We start from the raw sequence: 20,684 nt of genomic DNA on the forward strand, positions 1-20,684 counted from the left end.
GGCGTGGTGCTGATTCCCTTGAAGTCTTTATCGGATTCACCTACTGCGCCGTGCGGTTTGTGCGTAAAATAGCCGGCTTTTGTCACACCTCGCGGATCCAAGCGCTATGGGCACCCTCTCGGTCAACCAGAACAAACTGCAAAAACGCCTGCGTCGTCTCGCCGGCGAAGCCATCACCGACTACAACATGATCGAGGATGGCGACAAGGTCATGGTCTGCCTGTCCGGCGGCAAGGACAGCTACACCATGCTCGACGTTCTGTTGCACCTGCAGAAGGTGGCGCCGATCAAGTTCGACATCGTCGCGGTGAACATGGACCAGAAGCAGCCGGGCTTCCCCGAGCACGTGCTGCCTGCCTACCTCAAGGAACTGGGCGTCGAGTACCACATCGTCGAGAAGGACACCTACTCGGTGGTCAAGGAGCTGGTACCCGAGGGCAAGACCACCTGCTCGCTGTGCTCGCGCCTGCGTCGCGGCACCCTGTACACCTTCGCCGACGAGATCGGCGCGACCAAGATGGCCCTGGGTCACCACCGCGACGACATCGTCGAGACCTTCTTTCTCAACATGTTCTTCAACGGCGCGCTCAAGGGCATGCCGCCGAAGCTGCGCGCCGACGACGGTCGCAACGTGGTGATCCGCCCGCTGGCCTACTGCAGCGAGAAGGACATCCAGGCCTACTCGGACATGAAGGAATTCCCGATCATCCCGTGCAACCTGTGCGGCTCGCAGGAGAACCTGCAGCGCCAGGTGGTCAAGGACATGCTGGTGGAGTGGGAGCGCAAGCACCCGGGCCGTACCGAGAGCATCTTCCGCGCCCTGCAGAACGTCGCGCCGTCGCAACTGGCCGACCGCAACCTGTTCGACTTCACCAGCCTGAAGATCGACGAGAGCGCCACCCCGCGTTTCCTCGACGTGCTGAACATCTGAGCCCATGCGCGACTATCAGTGGTTGCATGAGTACTGCCTGAACCGCTTCGGTTCGGCCCAGGCGCTGGAAGCCTTCCTGCCGCAGCCGCGCACGCCCGCGCAGCTGCGCGACATCCCTGACGATCGCTACCTGTCGACCCTGGCCCTGCGCGTGTTCCGCGCCGGGCTCAAGCACAGCCTGGTGGACGCCAAGTGGCCGGCGTTCGAGCAGGTGTTCTTCGGTTTCGATCCGCAGAAGGTGGTGCTGATGGGCGCCGAGCACCTGGAGCGGCTGATGCACGACGAGCGCATCATCCGCCACCTGGGCAAGCTCAAGAGCGTGCCGCGCAATGCGCAGATGGTGCTGGACGTGGCGAAGGAGAAGGGCAGTTTCGGCGCGTTCATCGCCGACTGGCCTGAGACCGATATCGTCGGGTTGTGGAAGTACCTGGCCAAGCATGGCAACCAGCTGGGCGGGTTGTCGGCGCCGCGGTTCCTGCGGATGGTCGGCAAGGATACCTTCATTCCCACCGATGACATGGCGGCGGCGCTGATCGCGCAGAAGATCATCGACAAGCCGCCGACCAGCCAGCGTGACCTGGCGCTGGTGCAGCAGGCGTTCAACCAGTGGCATGCAGAGAGTGGTCGGCCGCTGTGCCAGTTGTCGGTGATGCTGGCGCATACCGTCAATCATTGAGATCGCCGGGGCCGCCGTGCGGCCCTTTCGCGGCACAAGGCCGCTCCTACAGGAGTACGCGTCCCCCTGTAGGAGCGGCCTTGTGCCGCGAAAGGGCTGCAGAGCAGCCCCGGAACTTAACGCCCTTCACCCGCCAGGCGCCGCTCCTGCTGGAACTTCCAGCGCACAAACAGCAACCCGCTGACGAACAACCCCAGGCTCACCAGCACCTCGACCCAGCCGAACAGCGCCCGCGCCGGATCGAACGCCGCCAGCACGCCCTTGATGAAATAGATGTTCACCACGAAGCAGGTCCAGGCGTGCGCCCGGGCGCTGCCCATCAGCATGCCCGGCAGCAATAGCAGCAGGGGGATCAGCTCGATGGCCATGATCACCTCGACCCGCGCCCCGTGCAGGTCGGCGAACCACAGGTTGTTCACCACCAGCAGGGCGATCAGGCCGAAGAAGCAGGCCAGGCTCAGGGCGCGGGTAAAGCGCACCCGGGGGGCCAGCCAGTCCAGTGGCGGCAAGACCTTGGGCTTTCTAGCCACGTTCGCCACCCAGGGCCTTGGCCGTCTTCGCCAGGCGCTGCCCGAGCGCGCGACACAGGGTGATCTCGTGCGGGTCCAGCTCACGCTTGCCGTCGGCGCCGGCATGGTGGCTGGCGCCGTACGGCGTGCCGCCGCCACGGGTCTCGAGCAGCGCCGATTCGCTGTAGGGCAGGCCGGTGACCAGCATGCCGTGGTGCATCAGCGGCAGTAGCATCGACAGCAGGGTGGTCTCCTGGCCGCCGTGCAGGCTGGCGGTGGAGGTGAACACCGCCGCCGGCTTGCCCACCAGCTCGCCGCCCAGCCACAGGCTGCTGGTGCCGTCGAGGAAGTACTTGAGCGGCGCGGCCATGTTGCCGAAGCGGGTCGGGCTGCCCATGGCCAGGCCCGCGCAGTGGCGCAGGTCGTCGAGGGTGGCGTAAAGCGCGCCGCTGGCCGGGATGTCCGGGGCCACGGCCTCGCACTCGGTGGAGATTGCCGGCACGGTGCGCAGGCGCGCCTCCAGGCCGGCCATCTCGACACCGCGGGCGATATGCCGGGCCATCTCGCTGGTCGAGCCGTGGCGGCTGTAGTACAGCACCAGGATGTAGGGTTCGCTCACGGCAGGATCTCCAGGACCTTCTCTGGTGGGCGGCCGACCACGGCCTTGTCACCGGCCACCAGGATCGGGCGCTCGATCAGCTTGGGATGCTCGACCATGGCCTTGATCAGCTGGGCGTCGCTCAGGGCCGGGTTGGCCAGCTCCAGGTCCTTGTATTCGTCCTCGCCGGTGCGCAGCAGCTGGCGCGCGCCGATGCCCAGCTTGGCAAGCAGCTGTTCGAGGGTGGCGGCGTCCGGCGGGGTCTCGAGGTAGCGCACGATGGTCGGCGCGAGGCCGCGTGCCTCGAGCAGTTCCAGGGCGCCGCGGGATTTCGAGCAGCGCGGGTTATGATAGAGGGTCAGATCGGTCATGACGGGTCGCATCCAGCTGGGTGTGGCGGCTATTCTAACCGCAGCGACCGACTTCAATGCTTGAAAACTTCGAGAAGGATTGACCCATGGCAAGGCGTTTGGCAGCTGCACTGGCCATCACCGCGAGCCTGTTGCTCGGCGGCTGCGGTGCGGACTACGGCGTGGACCAGCACGGCAACACGGTAAAGGCCGAACAGATCGACGGGCACTGGCTGGTGCTCAACTACTGGGCCGAATGGTGCGGCCCGTGCCGCACGGAAATCCCTGAGCTCAATGCCGCCGCCAAGCAGTGGGAGGCCCAGGGCATTCGGGTGGTGGGGGTGAATTTCGACGGCCTGCAGGGGCCGGACCTGAAAGCCGCCGCCGACACCCTGGGCATCGGTTTTACCGTGCTGGCCCAGGACCCGGCCGAGCGCTACGAGTTGCCGCGCAGCGAGGCGCTGCCGGTGACCTACATCATCGACGACAAGGGCAAGGTGCGTGAGCAGTTGATGGGTGAGCAGACGCTTGAAGGGCTGCAGGCGAAGATCAGGGCTTTGAAAGGCGGCGCCTGATCGATCATGGGGCCGCTTTGCGGCCCTTTCGCGGCACAAGGCCGCTCCTACAAGGGAATGCGAAACCCTGTAGGAGCGGCCTTGTGCCGCGAATGGGCTGCAAAGCAGCCCCCGGCGATGATCAGCCTTCCTCAGGCCAGAAGCGCAGCGGCTTGCCCTCGGCCGGCCAGAAACGGATCTGCTCGATCGGCGACACATCCCAGCGCTGCACCGTTTCCAGCGCCTGCAGGAAGCGTTTTTCCTGGTCCATCAGCGCTGGCGCGCACAATTTGCGGGTCTTGCCGACCTTGCCGAAGCTGATACGCTCGCCCTCCAGCGTGTAGGGCGCGAACCAGTGGTTGCAGCCGCCGTTGCCGTAGGCGCGACCATCGCTGGCCAGGGTCAGCGTCAGGTGGCTGTAGTCGATCAGCGGGCGCTCACCGATCCACTCCAGCACGTAGCTCTGCTCCTGCTGCAGCTTCGAGGGTTGTGCGGCGCAGCCCAGCAGGCCGCAGGCGATCAGCGCGCCGGTCAGCAGCTGTTTCACTCAACCACGCTCCCGGCACTGCGGGCACAGGTGCTTGTCGCCCTTGCTCGCCCAGCCCAGTTCCTGGATACGCGCGCTGGCGGCCGGGGCCTGGCCCTTCTTGCCCAGCTTGGCGTCGTTGGCGAACTCGAAGTCCAGCACCGCGTCGCAGCTGTCGCACTTGACCTGCCAGTTGAGGATCTCAAGCTCGTTGAACGCCGGGCCCTGGGCCACGGCGACCCACTGGCCATGCGGGTTGATCAGGTGGCGCACGGTCTCGACGGTCAGGCGCATGGACAGGTCCTTGCTGCCCTTGAGGGTGACCAGCAGGACGTCGCCCTTCTGGATCGAGCCGCCGTTGCCGGTAACCTGGTAGCGGCCAGGCACCAGCGCGCGGCACTCGATCAGGGTGTGTTGCGGGTTAAAAAGGGTGTAGCGGAAATCGTGTTCGACCATGGCTCCTCCAAAATTGCCGCGTATCCTAGCATCAACCGTTTACAAGATTGTGCGGATTGCCTGCCGCCCAGCGGTTGATGTTGTCCAGGGTGGTCGCGGCGATGGCATCCAGGGCCTCGCGGGTGAGGAAGGCCTGGTGGGCGGTGACGATCACGTTGGGGAAGGTCAGCAGGCGTGCCAGCACGTCGTCCTGCAACGGCAGGTCGGAGCGGTCCTCGAAGAACAGCTGCGCTTCCTCTTCATACACATCCAGCCCCAGGTAGCCGAGCTGGCCGCTCTTGAGCGCGTCGATCAGCGCTGGGGTGTCGACCAGCGCGCCGCGACCGGTGTTGATCAGCATGGCGCCGGGCTGCAGCTGGGCCAGGCTCTGGGCGTTGATCAGGTGGCGGGTGTGCTCGGTCAGCGGGCAGTGCAGGCTGATGATGCGCGCCTGGCGCAGCAGCTCAGGCAGTTCCAGGTAGCGGGCGCCGAGGGCGACCAGCTCGGGGTTGGGGTAGGGGTCGTAGGCCAGCAGTTGGCAGCCGAAGCCGGCCATGATGCGGGCGAAGGCGGCGCCGATCTGGCCGGTGCCGACCACGCCGACGGTCTTGCCGTGCAGGTCGAAGCCGGTCAGCCCGTGCAGGGTGAAGTCGCCTTCGCGGGTGCGGTTGTAGGCCCGGTGCAGGCGGCGGTTGAGGGCCAGGATCAGGGCCACGGCGTGCTCGGCGACGGCGTGGGGCGAGTAGGCCGGGACGCGGACCACGGTCAGGCCCAGGCGCTGCGCCGCAGCCAGGTCGACGTGGTTGTAGCCGGCCGAGCGCAGGGCGATCAGGCGCGTGCCGCCGGCGGCCAGGCGCTCCAGCACTGGTGCGTCGAGCTCGTCGTTGATGAAGGCGCAGACCACCTCGAAGCCCTGGGCCAGCGGCGCGGTGTCGAGGGTCAGGCGGGCGGGCTGGTAGTGCAGCTCCACGTTGCCCGCACTGGCGGCGCGGGTGAAGCTTTCCTGGTCGTAGTGCTGGCTGCTGAACAACAGGGCGCGCATGGTCTGAGTCCTATCTTAAATGCCACCAGTCTAGCCAAATGGTCAGTCTGGGCGTTGACCTGTGTCTCCTGTGGGAGATCGCCCAGTCTGCTGGGCTGCGCTGTCGCGCTGGGAACTGACTTCACAGGTGATCCGCGCACCCTGTGGGAGCAACTGTCTTGCTCAATTTTTAGAATCTGGCGCGGTCCCTGTGGGAGCGGGCTTGCCCGCGAACACCGGCGCAGCCGGTGCCATCCATCGCGCTGGATTCTTCGCGGGTAAACCCGCTCCCACAGGGGACAGTTACCTACGCGCTCTCGCGCGCCTGTTCGGCCAGTCGGCTGATGGCCTGGTCCAGTTCGTCCAGCGCCTGCAACGCCTGGGGGCTGTCCTGCTTGAGCAAGGTTTCGCTGCGCTGGCAGGCCGCCCGTAACTGCGGTACGCCGCAATAGCGCGAGGCGCCGTTGAGCCGGTGCACGCGCTCGATCATCGCCGTGCGGTCGGCGGCGTTGCGCGCGGCGCGGATGGCTTCACGGTCGGACTCCAGCGAGGCCAGCAGCATGGCCAGCATGTCCGCCGCCAGGTCCGGCTTGCCGGCCGCCAGGCGCAGGCCTTCCTCCGGGTCGAGCACCTTCAGCTCGCTGCTGTCGGCCAGGCGTTCGCTGGCGCGTTCCGGTGGTGGTGAGCCCAGGCTCAGGCCGGTCCACTTCATCACCACCTGGCCCAGCTGGCGCTCGCTGATCGGCTTGGTCAGGTAGTCGTCCATGCCGCTGTGCAGCAGGGCGCGCTTTTCGTTGGCCATGGCGTGGGCGGTGAGGGCCACGATCGGCAGGGGCGGGCCGCTTTGGCTGCTTTCCCACTGACGGATCTGCTCGGTGCAGGCGCGGCCATCCATGCCGGGCATCTGTACATCCATCAGCACCAGGTCGAACGGTTCGTCCTGCACGGCCTGTACCGCGCCGTAGCCGTTGTCCACTGCCAGCACCTCGGCGCCCATGCCTTCGAGCAGGGTCTGTACCAGCAGCAGGTTGGCCGGGTTGTCGTCGACGCAGAGGATCTTCGGCATGCGCTGGCCACCGTGGTTGCGCTGTTCGCACACCGGGCGGCGCGGCTGCACCAGCTCCAGCAGCAGGCGACGCAGCTTGCGGGTGCAGGTCGGCTTGGCCAGCAGTTGGCCATGGGCATTGGGCAGGTAAGGGTGGTAGAGCGGCTGCTCGGTGGTCGGACAGAGCACCACGCACTGGCAGCCGAGACGTTCGAGCTGCTGGTGGTACTGGCCCAGCTGTTCCGGGGCCAGGCTGCCCAGGTTGACCCCGAGCACGGCGAACTCGAACGGCTGCCCGGCCTGGCTGGCGGCCTGCACGCCTTGCAGCAGCTGGTCGCAGGAGGCGAACACGCTGACCGCCAGGCCGCAGTCCTCCAGTTGGTGCTCCAGTGCCTGGCGCGCCAGGTCGTGGCCGTCGACGATGGCCACGCGGCGGCCGAGCAGGGCCTGGGCGGGTTGTTCCTCGGCGTCGTCGTGGGCCTTGGGCAGGTTGAGGCTGATCCAGAACTGCGAGCCCTCACCAGGGGTGCTGTCGACGCCGATCTCGCCGCCCATCTGCTCGATCAGGCGCTTGGAGATTACCAGCCCCAGGCCGGTGCCGCCGGGTTGGCGCGACAGCGAGTTGTCGGCCTGGCTGAACGCCTGGAACAGGGTACGCACATCCTGGGGCGACAGGCCGATGCCGGTGTCCTGCACGCTGATGCGCAGTTGCACGCTGTCTTCCTGCTCGTCCTCGAGCATGGCGCGCACGACGATGGTGCCTTCGCGGGTGAACTTGATGGCGTTGCTCACCAGGTTGGTGAGGATCTGCTTGAGCCGCAGTGGGTCGCCGACCAGCGACAGCGGCGTGTCGCGGTAGACCAGGCTGAGCAGTTCCAGCTGCTTGGCGTGGGCGGCCGGGGCGAGGATGGTCAGGGTGTCCTGGATCAGGTCGCGCAGGTTCAGCGGGATGCTGTCGAGCACCAGCTTGCCGGCCTCGATCTTGGAGAAGTCGAGGATCTCGTTGATGATCCCCAGCAGGTTGTCGGCGGACTTCTCGATGGTGCCGAGGTAGTCGAGCTGGCGCGGGGTCAGCTCGCTCTTCTGCAACAAGTGGGTGAAGCCGAGGATGCCGTTGAGCGGGGTGCGGATCTCGTGGCTCATGTTGGCGAGGAACTCGGACTTGATGCGGCTGGCCTCCAGGGCCTCCTTGCGCGCCATGTCCAGCTCGATGTTCTGGATCTCGATCGTCTCCAGGTTCTGGCGCACGTCCTCGGTGGCCTGGTCGATGCTGTGCTGCAGCTCTTCGTGGGCGCTGTGCAGGGTTTCGGCCATGCGGTTGATGCCGGCGGCCAGCTCGTCGAGCTCGTGGCTGCCCATGGCCGGCAGGCGCTCGTCCAGGTGGCCGTCCTTGAGCTGGTTGACCGCGTGCTTGATGCGGTTGATCGGGTTGTTGATGGTGCGGCTCATGCGCAGGGCCAGCAGCGCGGTCAGGCTCAGGCAGGCGAGGATCAGCAGCAGGCTGGTGAACAGGTTGCGGTAGCCGCGCAGCAGGGTGCCGTCGTGGGACAGTTCGATCTCCACCCAGCCGAGCAGGCGCTCGGCCTCGGCCGGCACGGCGTCGGTGGCCAGGTCGCGGTGATGGCCGAACACCGGCATCAGGTAGCGGGTGGCGTCGTTGCCCGTGCGCTGCAGCAGCTGCGTGCCGGTGCCGCCGCTGGGCGGCTGGTTGAGCATGCTGGGGCCGGCATGGGCCAGGCGCGTGCGGTCGGCGGCAAGGAACGCCACGGCGCGCACATCGGCCTGCTCCAGGGCCTGGGCGGCGATGCGCTCCAGTTGCGCCGGAGCCTGGCGGGCGAGGGCCGGTGCCGCCAGTGGTGCCAACTGCTCGGCGATCATCTTGCCGCGTTGCAGCAGTTGCGTGCGCAGGTCGCTTTGTTGCAGCCAGGTGAAGTAACTGCCCAGCACCAGGGCCATCAGGCTGGCGGGCAGCAAGGCCAGCAGCAGGACGCGGCTGCGGATTCCCAAACGGTCGAGCACACCTGTCTCCTGTCATGTGCTGTTAAAGGCGCGGTTCGCGCATCAGCGGGAACGTTACTCTGCGCTGAGGGGTAATGCACAGGATTTGTAATGGTTTTTGCTTTTCTCGGCTGGCGTTGCCGGTGTGGGCACTTCAATGTCACGCCAGTCGGACGGAGGTTGCCTTGTTCGGACCGCTTGTCCAATAATCGCGTAATTGAGAATTGATGGCAGTTGCCAATGCATCCTGAAGCGATTCACGCGACCAACATCCTCGCCATCGAGGACGATCCCGTGCTGGGCGCCTACCTGCATGACGAGCTGCAGCGCGGCGGCTTCCAGGTGACCTGGTGCCGCAATGGCCTGGAAGGCCTGGAGGCGGCGGGCCGGCAGGTGTTCGACCTGGTGCTGATGGACATCCTGCTGCCCGGGCTCAACGGCCTGGACGCACTGGCCAGCCTGCGTCGACGCAGCGCCACGCCAGTGATCCTGATGTCGGCGCTGGGCGCCGAGGCCGACCGCATCAGCGGCTTCGAGAGCGGCGCGGACGACTACCTGCCCAAGCCGTTCAGCTTTGCCGAGCTGCGGGTGCGCATCGAGGCGATCCTGCGCCGGGTGGCCTTCGAGCGGCGCGCTCGGGCGCCGCGTGGGGTGGAGGCCGGGCAATTGCATTTCGACGAGCAGGCCACCGATGTCAGCCTCGCCGGCGCCTGGGCCGGGCTTACCCCCAGTGAATATCGCCTGCTCGACACCCTGCACCGCAGCCAGGACGAGGTGCTGAGCAAGCCCTTCCTCTACCAGCAGGTGCTGCAGCGTGGCTACTCGCGGCATGACCGCAGCCTGGACATGCACGTCAGCCAGATCCGCCGCAAGCTCAAGGCCATCGGCTACCACGAGCGGCAGGTGCGTACCGTGTGGGGCAAGGGCTATGTGTTCGGCGCGGGCGAGGCCGACTGAACCGTGCTCGACCGTCACTCGCTGTTCTGGAAACTGACCGTCCTGCTGGTGGGCTTCTGCCTGCTGATGATCGGCCTGAGCTACAGCTGGGGCCGGCACATGGAAACCCAGGATGCCTTCCTGTCCGAGCCGGCGCGGCAAGTGCTGCGCGGCTACGCGGCGCAGGCCGAGCAGGCCTGGCGCAGTGGCGACCGCGAGGGCGTGGACGCCTGGCTGGCCGAGATGCGCGAGCGCGAGCAGGGCTGGGTGGGCGTGCTCGACGGTGACCTGCAACCGTTGGGCAGCGCCGACCTGAGCGCCGGCCAGGCCCAGCGCCTGACCCGCCTGCGTGGCGTCGACTGGCCCATGAGCCGACGCAGTGTCGGCCAGCCCTGGTTGCGCCTGCCGTTCCCCGGCGCGCCGGAGCAGGGCATGCTGGTGATCGAGCTGCCGGAGCGCTTCAACCCCGGCCAGTACCGCTTGTTCTGGCGCGTCGTCACCAACGGCATCATCCCCGGGTTGTTCACCCTGCTGCTGTGCGTCGGCCTGTACCGCATGCTGATCGTGCCGCTCAACCAGTTGCGCGAGCAGGCCAATGCCTGGCGGGCCGACCAGCTGGCCGCGCGCCTGGATTCGCGCACCACCCGGCGCAAGGACGAACTGGGCGAACTGGCCCGGGCCTTCGACCAGATGGCCGAGCGCCTGCAGGGCACCGTGGCCTTGCAGCAGCAGTTGCTGCGCGATCTGTCCCACGAGATGCGCACGCCGCTCAGCCGCCTGCGCGTGGCCTGCGATGGCGAGACCGACCTGCAGCGCCTGCGCGAACGCCTGCACCGCGAGGTGGATGGCATGCAGCAACTGGTCGAGGACACCTTGCAGCTGGCCTGGCAGGACGCCGAACGCGCACCGGTGAACCTCGAGCCGATCCAGGTGGCGGCGCTGTGGGACCTGCTCAGCGAGAACGCCTGCTACGAAAGCGGCTGGGCACCGCAGCGGCTGCGCTGCGACTTGCCGGTCGGCTGCTGGGTGCAGGGCAGCCTCAACGACCTGGCCCAGGCATTGGAGAACATGCTGCGCAACGCCATCCGTCATTCCCCGGAGGCGGGCGTGGTGCGCCTGAGCGGTTGGCGAGAGGGCGGGTACTGGCGTATCGACCTGGAGGACGAGGGCGGTGGCGTGGCCGAGGAAGACCTGGAGCGGATATTCGCGCCGTTTTCCAGGCTGGAGGGTTCGCGGCCCGGGGATGGTGGTTTCGGCCTGGGCTTGAGCATTGCCCGCAATGCGATCCGGCGCCAGGGCGGGAGCGTGTGGGCGGTCAATGGCGAGCATGGCCTGCGCTTGTGCATGCGCCTGGCTGCGGGGGAGTCGAGCTCATCGCGGGACAAACCCGCACCCACAAAGGCTTCGCACACCCTGTAGGAAACTTGCGTTGCCGCGCTGGGAACTGTCCTCCTGTGGGAGCGGGTTTATCGGACCGCCGCACCGCCGCGAACACCGGCGGAGCCGGTGCCATACACCGCGCTGGATTCTTCGCGGGTAAACCCGCTCCCACAGGGTCCACCTAAATCTATGAGTTACGGTTTGTTCCATGGGAGCGGGCTTGCCCAGCGATCACCCACAAAGCGGGTGCCAGGTCCATGCCCTTATAGCCATGCGCTATAACATCCAGCAATTGCGTGATATGGCCGCGCTGGGTTTGCCGGTATGATAGACGCCCCTGCCGTCCGGATTGCGAAAACGCCCATGACCCTGCAGTACCCAACCATCGCCGATTGCATCGGCCATACGCCACTGGTTCGCCTGCAGCGCATCGCCGGGGACACCAGCAACACCTTGCTGCTCAAGCTCGAAGGCAACAATCCGGCAGGTTCGGTCAAGGACCGCCCGGCGCTGTCGATGATCACTCGCGCCGAGCTGCGTGGCCAGATCAAGCCCGGCGACACCCTCATCGAAGCCACCTCCGGCAACACCGGTATCGCCCTGGCCATGGCCGCGGCGATCAAAGGCTACAAGATGATCCTGATCATGCCGGACAACTCCACCGCCGAACGCAAGGCGGCGATGACCGCTTATGGCGCCGAGCTGATCCTGGTGACCAAGGAAGAGGGCATGGAGGGCGCGCGCGACCTCGCCGAGAAGATGCAGGCCGAAGGCCGCGGCCTGGTCCTCGACCAGTTCGCCAACGGCGACAACCCGATCGCCCACTACAACAGCACCGGCCCGGAAATCTGGCAGCAGACCCAGGGCAGCATCACTCATTTCATCAGCTCCATGGGCACCACCGGCACCATCATGGGCTGCTCGCAGTACCTCAAGGAGCAGAACCCGGCGGTGCAGATCGTCGGCCTGCAGCCGATGGAAGGCTCGGCCATCCCCGGCATCCGCCGCTGGCCCCACGAGTACCTGCCGAAGATCTTCGACGCCACCCGCGTCGACCGCGTGGTCGACATGTCCCAGCAGGAGGCTGAGGAGACCACCCGTCGCCTGGCCCGCGAAGAGGGCATTTTCTGTGGCGTATCCTCCGGCGGTGCCGTGGCAGCCATGCTGCGCCTGTCCCGTGAAGTCGAGAATGCGGTGATGGTCGCCATCATCTGCGACCGCGGCGACCGTTACCTCTCCACCGGCCTGTTCGACCCGACCTGATGTCCAGAAAGAAAAGCAACACCGGCCTGCGCTTCCAGCCGGCCGGCGGCAACCGTGCCGCACAGCTGCCCGTGGGCAAGAAGCAACGTCTGTCGATCGAGCGCGTGGCCGGTGACGGTCGCGGCATCGCCTTCATTGAAGGACGTACCTGGTTCGTCAGCGGCGCGCTGGCCGGCGAGGACGTCGAGGCGCGGGTGCTCGCCGCCCGCGGCAAGGTGGTCGAGGCGCGCCTGGAGCGCGTGTTCCAGGCCAGCCCCGAGCGCCGTGAAGCGCCTTGCCGGCACTACGCCCGCTGCGGTGGCTGCAACCTCCAGCACCTGCCCCATGACGGCCAGCTGGCACTCAAGCAGCGCCTGCTCGCCGAGCAACTGCAGCGGGTGGCTGGCGTGCAGCCCGAGGAGTGGGCTGTTCCCCTGAGCGGACCGGAATTCGGCTACCGCCGCCGGGCGCGGGTCGCGGTACGCTGGGACACCAAGGCGCGCCAACTGGACGTGGGGTTTCGCGCCGAGGCGAGCCAGGACATCGTCGGCATCGACGAATGCGCGGTGCTGGTACAACCCTTGCAAACGATCATGCGCCACCTGCCGACCGTGCTGCGCAGCCTGGGCAAGCCACAGGCGCTGGGGCACGTGGAGCTGTTCAGCGGCACCGCCGAGGCGGTGCTGGTGCGGCATGTAGCGCCCCTGCCAAGTGACGACCTGGCGCGGCTCGAGGCGTTCTGCCGCGAGGCCGGCGCCCAGCTGTGGCTGCAGGGCGAGGGCGAGCCGGCGCCGGTGGATGCCGCGGCGCAACTGGGCTTTGCCCTGGAGCCCTGGGGCCTGGAACTGGCCTGGCGGCCGGGTGACTTCGTCCAGGTCAACGCCCAGGTCAACACCTTGATGATCCAGCAGGCTCTCGCCTGGCTGGCGCCCGAGGCGCACGAGCGGGTCCTGGACCTGTTCTGCGGCCTGGGCAACTTCGCCTTGCCCCTGGCCCGCCAGGCGCGCGAGGTGGTGGCGGTGGAGGGCGTGCAGGCCATGGTCGAGCGCGCCGCGGCCAACGCCGATGGCAACAATGTGCATAACGCTCGGTTTTTTCAGGCCGATTTATCGCAGCCTTTGGCGGGCGCCGGATGGGTCGCCGAGGGCTTTTCTGCGGTACTCTTGGATCCACCGCGCGACGGGGCTTTCGAGGTGGTGCAAGGCATCGCCCGGCTGGGCGCGAAGCGGCTGGTCTACGTATCGTGCAACCCGGCCACGCTGGCGCGAGACGCGCAGGTGCTGGTCGGGCAGGGGTACCGGTTAAAAAGGGCCGGGATTCTCGACATGTTTCCTCAGACGGCGCATGTCGAGGCCATGGCGTTATTCGAAGCGGGCTAGCTGGGCTGGCCCTCTTGGTGCGCCCTTCAGGGAGTGAGGGGCGCACAGGTGATAGCCAGTGCACCCGTGTGGTGCGCTGTATGGAAAGGTAGAACAAAGATGGTACAGGTGAGAGTGCACCAGCCGGTCAACAACGACGGCAGTATCAATCTCGAAGCATGGCTCGATCATGTGGTGAGCGTCGATTCGCAGCTCGATCGCCCTGGGCTGAAAGAGGCCTGCGAGTTTGCCCATGAAGTCGAGAGGAAGGGTAATCCGGCCAAGCATTCCTGGGCCGACGGTACCTCCAGTTTCCAGGCGGGGCTGGAGATCGCCGAAATTCTCGCCGACCTAAAGCTCGACCAGGATTCGCTGGTGGCGGCGGTCATCTACCGTTCGGTGCGCGAAGGCAAGGTGACCCTGGCCGAGGTCGGCCAGCGTTTCGGCCCGGTGGTGTCCAAGCTGATCGACGGCGTGCTGCGCATGGCGGCCATCAGTGCCAGCCTCAGCCCGCGCCAGTCGCTGGTGCTCGGCTCCCAGGCGCAGGTCGAGAACCTGCGCAAGATGCTGGTGGCCATGGTCGACGATGTGCGCGTGGCGCTGATCAAGCTCGCCGAACGTACCTGCGCCATTCGTGCGGTCAAGGCCGCCGATGACGAGAAGCGCCTGCGCGTGGCCCGCGAGGTGTTCGACATCTATGCGCCGCTGGCGCACCGGCTGGGTATCGGCCATATCAAGTGGGAACTCGAGGACCTGTCGTTCCGCTACCTCGAGCCCGACCAGTACAAGCAGATCGCCAAGCTGCTGCACGAGCGCCGGCTGGACCGCGAGCGCTTCATCAGCGACGTGATGAACCAGCTGCAGAACGAGCTGCTGGCCACCGGTGTCAACGCCGACATCAGCGGCCGGGCAAAACACATCTATTCGATCTGGCGCAAGATGCAGCGCAAGGGCCTGGAGTTCAGCCAGATCTACGACGTGCGCGCGGTGCGCGTGCTGGTGCCGGAAGTGCGCGACTGCTACACCGCGCTGGGCATCGTGCACACCCTGTGGCGGCACATTCCGAAGGAGTTCGACGACTACATCGCCAACCCCAAGGAAAACGGCTACCGCTCCCTGCACACCGCAGTGATCGGCCCTGAGGGCAAGGTACTGGAGGTGCAGATCCGCACCCACGCCATGCATGAGGAAGCCGAGCTGGGCGTGTGCGCGCACTGGCGCTACAAGGGCACCGACGTCAAGCCCAGCTCCAACCACTACGAAGAGAAGATCTCCTGGCTGCGCCAGGTGCTGGAGTGGCACGAAGAGCTGGGCGACATCGGTGGCCTGGCCGAACAGCTGCGCGTCGATATCGAGCCGGACCGGGTCTACGTGTTCACCCCCGACGGCCACGCCATCGACCTGCCCAAGGGCGCCACGCCGCTGGACTTCGCCTACCGGGTGCACACCGAGATCGGCCACAACTGCCGGGGTGCCAAGATCAACGGCCGTATCGTGCCGCTGAACTACAGCCTGCAGACCGGCGAGCAGGTGGAGATCATCACCAGCAAGCATGGCAACCCGAGCCGCGACTGGCTGAACTCCAACCTGGGCTACGTGACCACCTCGCGGGCCCGGGCCAAGATCGTCCACTGGTTCAAGTTGCAGGCCCGCGACCAGAACGTGGCCGCCGGCAAGACCCTGATCGAGCGCGAACTGAGCCGCCTGGGCCTGCCCCAGGTGGATTTCGAACGCCTGGCGGAAAAGGCCAACGTCAAGACTGCCGAGGACATGTTCGCCGCCCTTGGCGCCGGCGACCTGCGCCTGGCGCACATGGTCAACGCCGCGCAGCAGTTGCTCGAACCCGAGCGCCTGGAGCCGGTCGAGCTGATCCCGCGCCAGGCCCGGGGCATCCGCGCGGGCAAGCGCAGCGACATCCAGATCCAGGGTGTCGGCAACCTGCTTACGCAGATGGCCGGGTGCTGCCAGCCGCTGCCGGGCGACGCCATCGTCGGCTATATCACCCAGGGCCGTGGCGTGAGCATTCACCGCCAGGATTGTGCCTCGGTGCTGCAACTGGCGGGCAAGGAGCCGGAGCGCATGATCCAGGTCAGCTGGGGACCGATCCCGGTGCAGACCTATCCGGTCGACATCGTCATCCGTGCCTACGACCGCCCGGGGCTGCTGCGCGACGTGTCGCAGGTGCTGCTCAACGAGAAGATCAACGTGCTGGCGGTCAACACCCGCTCGAACAAGGAAGACAACACCGCGCTGATGTCGCTGACCATCGAGATCCCAGGCCTGGACGCCCTCGGGCGCTTGCTGGGGCGGATCTCGCAGTTGCCCAACATCATCGAGACGCGGCGTAATCGTACCCCTTGAGACTGCTATCGCGGGGCAAGCCCGCTCCCACGCTGTTGTACCGTCAGCGTGGGAGCGGGCTTGCCCCGCGATGAGGCCGGTAAGGACAACCCATGACCTACACCCTTGAAGACCTGCTGCACCTCATGGCCCGCCTGCGCGATCCGCAATATGGCTGCCCCTGGGACCTCAAGCAGGACTACGCCAGTATCGTCCCGCATACCCTCGAGGAAGCCTACGAAGTCGCCGATACCATCGAGCGCGGCGACTTCGAGCACCTTCAGGGCGAGCTGGGCGATCTGCTGTTCCAGGTGGTCTACTACAGCCAGCTGGCCCGCGAGGAAGGGCGCTTCGAGTTCGATGGCGTGGTCGATTCGATCACCCGCAAGCTGATCCGCCGCCATCCCCATGTATTCCCCACCGGCGAGCTGTACGCACCGTTGGACACACCCAAGCTCGACGAGGCCCAGGTCAAGTCGCGCTGGGAGGAGATCAAGGCCGAGGAGCGTGCCGAAAAGAGCGAGCCCGAGCAGTTGTCGCTGCTCGACGACGTGCCCGCGGCCTTGCCCGCGCTGTCTCGCGCCGCCAAACTGCAGAAGCGCGCCGCCACGGTCGGCTTCGACTGGCCCGAGGCGTTGCCGGTGCTGGACAAGGTCCGCGAGGAGCTCGACGAAGTGCTGCAGGCCATGGCCGATGGAGACAGCGAGGCGCTGGAGGACGAGCTGGGCGACCTGCTGTTCGCCACCGTCAACCTGGCCCGGCACCTCAAGCACGACCCGGAAAACGCCTTGCGCCGCGCCAACCGTAAATTCGAGCGCCGTTTCCGTTTTATCGAACAGGCATTGCGCGAGCAGGGCCTGAACATTCAAGATCGTACCCTCGACGAGCTGGACGCCTTATGGGGCGAGGCCAAGCGTCAGGAAAAGAACCTGCCCAGCTGCGGCTGAGCCGATGCATAAGTGAGTGAACACCCATGAGCCTTTCCCTTCGCGACCAATTGCTCAAAGCCGGCCTGGTCAACCAGAAACAGGTCTCGCAGACCAACAAAGCCGAGAAGAAACAGAAACGCCTGGAACACAAGGGCCAGGTCGAGGTGGACGACAGCCAGCAGCGCCTGGCCAGGGAAGCCCAGGCCGAGAAGGCCAAGAAGGACCAGGAGCTGAACCGCCAGGTCCAGGAAAAGGCCGAGCAGAAGGCCCGTGCCGCGCAGGTCAAGCAACTGATCGAAGCGACCCGGCTGCCCAAGCTGACCACCGAGGATTACTACAACTTCGTCGATGACAAGAAGGTCAAGCGCATCGCCGTCAACGCCCTGATGCGCAGCAAGCTGAGCAATGGCGCGCTGGCCATCGTCGCCCATGGTGGCGGCTACGAAGTGATCCCGCGCGAGGCGGCAGTGAAGATCCAGGAGCGCGACCCCAACCGTATCCTGCTGCTCAACACCCATGTCGAGGAAGCGGACGAGGACGATCCTTACGCGGCCTACAAGATCCCAGACGATCTGATGTGGTAAGCACGAAAAACCCCGCCTTGGCGGGGTTTTTTATTGCAGGGCCGGGTCACTGCGCCGGGCGTTGGCGCTCGAGGCATTCCAGCTCCATGCGGTACTGGTGAGCCTGTTGCTCGTCATGGAACATGCCGACCAGCTGGCCTTGCTGATGCACGTCCCAGATCCGCAGGCCAGCGGCCTGGCCTTCGTGGGACATTTTCGATTCGTCGCGTTCGGTTACTTGGACTGTCATCGTCAAACTCCACTGCTTGGTTGGCTGCGGCACTGTGTCGCAGGCCTTCTTTATAGAATTTGTTAGCAGGCTAAGTAAATAAAACAGCGATGAAACAAGTTTCATGTAGGAGCGGCCTTGTGCCGCGAAAGGGCTGCGCAGCAGCCCCAGGATGTCAGCACCGACGCAGAAATTGCCGGGGCCGCTTTGCGGCCCTTTCGCGGCACAAGGCCGCTCCTACACAGGGGAGGGCGGACAGCAGCAAAAAAAAGCCCCGCACGAGGCGGGGCTTCGGGCGTTACAGGCAGCGGTATCAGTTACCCTTGACCGCCTTGCCATCGACCGTGCCATCCTGCAGCACGATCACGTACTCCTTGCCATCGGTCTCGACCTGGCGCAGCTGGACCAGCAGGTAGTCCCAGTCCTTGGCGAACCACAGCTCGGTGATGCGCTTGCTCTGGCTCGGGTCGCGCACGCGCTCGACCTTGATCGCGTCGACCTGGCCGGTCTTGGTGGTCACTTTTTCGGTGCCCAGCACGCGGAAGTCGTAGGTGTCGATCTCGTCACCGTCGACCACCTGGTAGGTCATGCTCTTCTTGCCGGCGGCCACGTCATGCTGCAGGGCCAGCTGGTAGGACGACTTGTCCAGCACGCCGCGGTTGAGCGGCAGGTTGATGGCGTCGCCACGGTCGCTGCCGGTGATCTTCTTGCCGGCCCAGTCGAAGTTCAGGTCGACCTTCTTCGCCTTGCCCAGGCCGCCGCGTTCGAAGTGATACTGCTGCGGCAGCAGGGTGTCGTTCTCGAACTTGAGGGTGCTTTGCTCGGTCAGGCTGGCGATCATCATCGAAGCCTTGAAGTTCAGGCTCCAGGTGCCGTTGGCGTTCTTTTCCAGGCTGCGTGCGGCGGTGCCGCTCATCGGCAGCTGTTTCCAGTCGGCGGTGTAGCTGGCCGCGAAAGGCTTCAGGTCAGCTGCCTGGAGGGGCAGGGCGAGCACGGCGAGAGCCAAGAGCAGGGCGCGACGCATAAATTCTCCTAGGATCGAATCAAGTGACCGCTGGCCGCCAGCGGCTGGCCATCCAGTAATGCACCCTGTTCGCCCAGACGCAAGCGTCCTTCGGCGAACCAGCGCACCGCCAGCGGGTAGATCTGGTGTTCCTGCAGGTGCACGCGCTGGGCGAGCGTCTGCGCGGTGTCATCCGTTGCCACGGGTACCACAGCCTGTACGACCAGAGGCCCGCCATCGAGTTCCTCGGTGACGAAGTGCACGCTGCAGCCGTGCTCGGCGTCACCCGCTTCCAGCGCGCGCTGGTGGGTGTGCAGGCCTTTGTACTTCGGCAACAGTGACGGATGGATGTTCAGCAGGCGGCCCTGGTAGTGGCGCACGAAATCGCCACTGAGGATGCGCATGAAACCGGCCAGCACCACCAGGTCGGGTTGGAAGCCATCGATCAGCGCCATCAGCGCCGCGTCGAAGGCTTCACGCCCGTCGAAACCGGTGTGCGACAACACGGCGGTTTCGATGCCGGCGCCCTTGGCGCGCTCGAGGCCATAGGCATCGGCACGGTTCGAGATGACCGCGCGGATGCGTGCCGGGCTGTCGCTGGCGCTGTTGCTGTCGATCAGTGCCTGCAGGTTGCTGCCGGAGCCCGACAGCAACACGACTACATTGCAGGGCATCAGTGCGCCTTGAGGTTCTGCAGCTCGACCTGGGCGGCGCCTTCGGCGGCCACGTTGATACGGCCGATCACCCACGGTTGCTCGCCTTCGGCGCGCAGCACGTTCAGGGCGCTTTCGACCTGGTCCTGGGCCACGCAGATGACCATGCCCACGCCGCAGTTCAGCACGCGGTGCATTTCATGCTCGTCGACGTTGCCTTTTTCCTGCAGGAAGTCGAACACCGCCGGGCGCTGCCAGCTGGCCACGTCGACCACGGCCTGGGCGCCTTTTGGCAGCACGCGCGGGATGTTGTCCAGCAGGCCGCCGCCGGTGATGTGGGCCATGGCCTTGACCGCGCCGGTCTGCTTGATCAGCTGCAGCAGCGGCTTGACGTAGATGCGGGTCGGCGCCATCAGCAGGTCGGCCAGCGGCTTGCCGTCGAGCTGGGTGTTGTCGATGTCGGTGCCGGAAACCTCGAGGATCTTGCGGATCAGCGAGTAGCCGTTGGAGTGCGGGCCGGAGGACGGCAGGGCGATCAGGGCGTCGCCGGTGACCACTTTCGAGCCGTCGATGATCTCGGCCTTTTCCACCACGCCGACGCAGAAGCCAGCCAGGTCGTAGTCTTCGCCTTCGTACATGCCTGGCATCTCGGCGGTTTCACCACCGACCAGCGAGCAACCGGCCAGTTCGCAACCGGCGCCGATGCCGGTGACCACGGTGGCGGCCACGTCGACGTTGAGCTTGCCGGTGGCGTAGTAGTCGAGGAAGAACAGCGGCTCGGCGCCGCACACCACCAGGTCGTTGACGCACATGGCGACCAGGTCCTGGCCGATGCTGTCGTGCTTGTTCAGGTTCAGCGCCAGGCGCAGCTTGGTGCCGACGCCGTCGGTGCCGGAGACCAGCACCGGCTGCTTGTAGCCGGCCGGGATCTCGCAGAGGGCGCCGAAGCCGCCCAGGCCACCCATGACTTCAGGACGTGCGGTGCGCTTGGCGACGCCCTTGATGCGTTCGACCAGTGCTTCGCCGGCGTCGATGTCTACACCGGCGTCTTTGTAGCTCAGGGAGGGTTGCTTGCTCATTGATCCAGGCCTTTAGGAGGGAGGGATTCAGAAAAACGACCGGGACGGCCAAGGCCGGTTTCAGAAACGGCGGCTGCCTGTACGTCACTGGTCTGCGAAGGCGCGCGATTTTATCAGGGTTGCCCCAAGGCGGCCATCCTCAGGCCGACGGGCAGGCGGGAAATCTGGTCAAAAAACCGTGTTTCACCCCGTGCGACTGGTTGCCGCGCCGGTGCCTGTATAAGGTATAGGCATGGCGACCCACGTAACGGGCCGGCAACGCGGAGCATTTTCCGTGGTTGCGCGGTCACAGCCGACAGGCAAGGGCGTGTCGCCCCAAGGTCATCTGG

The 20,684-nt window shown here is 66.0% G+C and carries 21 protein-coding genes; 10 read left to right on the forward strand and 11 right to left on the reverse strand.

The genetic code is table 11. The features are described 5' to 3' along the window. The first annotated feature begins 106 nt into the window (after positions 1-106). Positions 107-931: a tRNA 2-thiocytidine(32) synthetase TtcA gene (gene ttcA / locus POF53_RS02570; protein ID WP_011532643.1), complete on the forward strand. Its 825-nt coding sequence runs from the start codon at positions 107-109 to the stop codon at positions 929-931. A gap of 4 nt (positions 932-935) precedes the next feature. After that, positions 936-1,607 carry a DNA-3-methyladenine glycosylase I gene (locus POF53_RS02575; RefSeq protein ID WP_050704524.1) on the forward strand — a complete coding sequence of 224 codons (672 nt, stop codon included), beginning with the start codon at positions 936-938 and terminating at the stop codon, positions 1,605-1,607. 116 nt (positions 1,608-1,723) lie between these two features. On the opposite strand, the gene POF53_RS02580 is transcribed toward POF53_RS02575, so the two are convergent. Genes POF53_RS02580 through arsC form a run of 3 tightly spaced genes read right to left on the reverse strand, consistent with a single transcriptional unit; the run spans position 1,724 to position 3,085 of the window. Continuing rightward, the gene (locus tag POF53_RS02580) at positions 1,724-2,137 is read right to left on the reverse strand and encodes a DUF2069 domain-containing protein (protein ID WP_203647702.1); all 414 of its coding nucleotides are present in this window, start codon (positions 2,135-2,137) and stop codon (positions 1,724-1,726) included. Further along, positions 2,130-2,735, reverse strand: coding sequence for an NAD(P)H:quinone oxidoreductase (gene wrbA, locus POF53_RS02585; protein ID WP_050704525.1), 606 nt, complete (start codon positions 2,733-2,735; stop codon positions 2,130-2,132). Before wrbA ends, POF53_RS02580 begins: the two co-directional genes overlap by 8 nt. Next, positions 2,732-3,085, reverse strand: coding sequence for an arsenate reductase (glutaredoxin) (arsC, locus tag POF53_RS02590; RefSeq protein ID WP_498966236.1), 354 nt, complete (start codon positions 3,083-3,085; stop codon positions 2,732-2,734). Before arsC ends, wrbA begins: the two co-directional genes overlap by 4 nt. An 86-nt stretch (positions 3,086-3,171) precedes the next feature. On the opposite strand from arsC, the gene POF53_RS02595 reads away from it, so the two are divergent. Next, positions 3,172-3,639, forward strand: a complete 468-nt coding sequence (locus POF53_RS02595; RefSeq protein ID WP_028690924.1) for a TlpA disulfide reductase family protein — start codon at positions 3,172-3,174, stop codon at positions 3,637-3,639. Positions 3,640-3,760: 121 nt separating this feature from the next. Here POF53_RS02595 and POF53_RS02600 read toward each other — a convergent pair whose 3' ends face one another. From POF53_RS02600 to POF53_RS02615, 4 genes are all read right to left on the reverse strand, one after another. Beyond that, entirely contained in the window at positions 3,761-4,165 is a 405-nt protein-coding gene (locus POF53_RS02600; RefSeq protein WP_203647700.1) for an META domain-containing protein, read from the reverse strand. Further along, the gene (locus POF53_RS02605) at positions 4,166-4,600 is read right to left on the reverse strand and encodes a hypothetical protein (RefSeq protein ID WP_028690922.1); all 435 of its coding nucleotides are present in this window, start codon (positions 4,598-4,600) and stop codon (positions 4,166-4,168) included. A gap of 31 nt (positions 4,601-4,631) precedes the next feature. Then, complete coding sequence (locus tag POF53_RS02610) at positions 4,632-5,621, reverse strand: 2-hydroxyacid dehydrogenase (protein ID WP_254464781.1); 990 nt, start codon at positions 5,619-5,621, stop codon at positions 4,632-4,634. A gap of 286 nt (positions 5,622-5,907) precedes the next feature. After that, positions 5,908-8,664: a response regulator gene (locus POF53_RS02615; protein WP_203647698.1), complete on the reverse strand. Its 2,757-nt coding sequence runs from the start codon at positions 8,662-8,664 to the stop codon at positions 5,908-5,910. 219 nt (positions 8,665-8,883) lie between these two features. Between POF53_RS02615 and POF53_RS02620 the strand changes: the two genes are divergently transcribed. From POF53_RS02620 to POF53_RS02650, 7 genes are all read left to right on the forward strand, one after another. Continuing rightward, on the forward strand, positions 8,884-9,600 hold the full coding sequence (locus POF53_RS02620) for a response regulator transcription factor (RefSeq protein ID WP_254464780.1): 717 nt from the start codon (positions 8,884-8,886) through the stop codon (positions 9,598-9,600). 3 nt (positions 9,601-9,603) lie between these two features. Continuing rightward, a complete protein-coding gene (locus tag POF53_RS02625) occupies positions 9,604-10,998 on the forward strand; it encodes a histidine kinase sensor domain-containing protein (RefSeq protein WP_498966241.1) in 1,395 nt (464 codons plus the stop codon). Between the two features lie 330 nt (positions 10,999-11,328). Continuing rightward, a complete protein-coding gene (cysM, locus tag POF53_RS02630; RefSeq protein WP_498966378.1) occupies positions 11,329-12,222 on the forward strand; it encodes a cysteine synthase CysM in 894 nt (297 codons plus the stop codon). Beyond that, positions 12,222-13,580, forward strand: coding sequence for a 23S rRNA (uracil(1939)-C(5))-methyltransferase RlmD (rlmD, locus tag POF53_RS02635; RefSeq protein WP_498966244.1), 1,359 nt, complete (start codon positions 12,222-12,224; stop codon positions 13,578-13,580). The genes cysM and rlmD overlap by 1 nt, the downstream gene beginning before the upstream one ends. Positions 13,581-13,679: 99 nt before the next feature. Further along, positions 13,680-15,920 carry a GTP diphosphokinase gene (gene relA / locus POF53_RS02640; RefSeq protein ID WP_203647693.1) on the forward strand — a complete coding sequence of 747 codons (2,241 nt, stop codon included), beginning with the start codon at positions 13,680-13,682 and terminating at the stop codon, positions 15,918-15,920. Between the two features lie 92 nt (positions 15,921-16,012). Further along, the gene (gene mazG, locus POF53_RS02645) at positions 16,013-16,846 is read left to right on the forward strand and encodes a nucleoside triphosphate pyrophosphohydrolase (RefSeq protein WP_232856705.1); all 834 of its coding nucleotides are present in this window, start codon (positions 16,013-16,015) and stop codon (positions 16,844-16,846) included. Positions 16,847-16,872: 26 nt separating this feature from the next. Then, positions 16,873-17,412 carry a DUF2058 domain-containing protein gene (locus tag POF53_RS02650; RefSeq protein ID WP_203647691.1) on the forward strand — a complete coding sequence of 180 codons (540 nt, stop codon included), beginning with the start codon at positions 16,873-16,875 and terminating at the stop codon, positions 17,410-17,412. A 46-nt stretch (positions 17,413-17,458) separates the two neighbouring features. Here POF53_RS02650 and POF53_RS02655 read toward each other — a convergent pair whose 3' ends face one another. The 4 genes from POF53_RS02655 to purM all read right to left on the reverse strand — a co-directional run bounded on the left by POF53_RS02655 (position 17,459) and on the right by purM (position 20,355). After that, a complete protein-coding gene (locus POF53_RS02655; protein WP_203647690.1) occupies positions 17,459-17,641 on the reverse strand; it encodes a hypothetical protein in 183 nt (60 codons plus the stop codon). A 292-nt stretch (positions 17,642-17,933) separates the two neighbouring features. Beyond that, positions 17,934-18,644, reverse strand: coding sequence for a DUF3108 domain-containing protein (locus POF53_RS02660; protein WP_050704538.1), 711 nt, complete (start codon positions 18,642-18,644; stop codon positions 17,934-17,936). 8 nt (positions 18,645-18,652) lie between these two features. Then, on the reverse strand, positions 18,653-19,297 hold the full coding sequence (gene purN / locus POF53_RS02665) for a phosphoribosylglycinamide formyltransferase (RefSeq protein WP_203647689.1): 645 nt from the start codon (positions 19,295-19,297) through the stop codon (positions 18,653-18,655). Then, positions 19,297-20,355: a phosphoribosylformylglycinamidine cyclo-ligase gene (purM, locus tag POF53_RS02670; RefSeq protein WP_498966248.1), complete on the reverse strand. Its 1,059-nt coding sequence runs from the start codon at positions 20,353-20,355 to the stop codon at positions 19,297-19,299. The genes purN and purM overlap by 1 nt, the downstream gene beginning before the upstream one ends. Between the last annotated feature and the right edge of the window lie 329 nt (positions 20,356-20,684).

Origin of the sequence: Mitsuaria sp. RG, from assembly GCF_028369275.1 — a bacterium.
GTDB classification, from domain to species: Bacteria; Pseudomonadota; Gammaproteobacteria; order Pseudomonadales; family Pseudomonadaceae; genus Aquipseudomonas; species Aquipseudomonas peradeniyensis.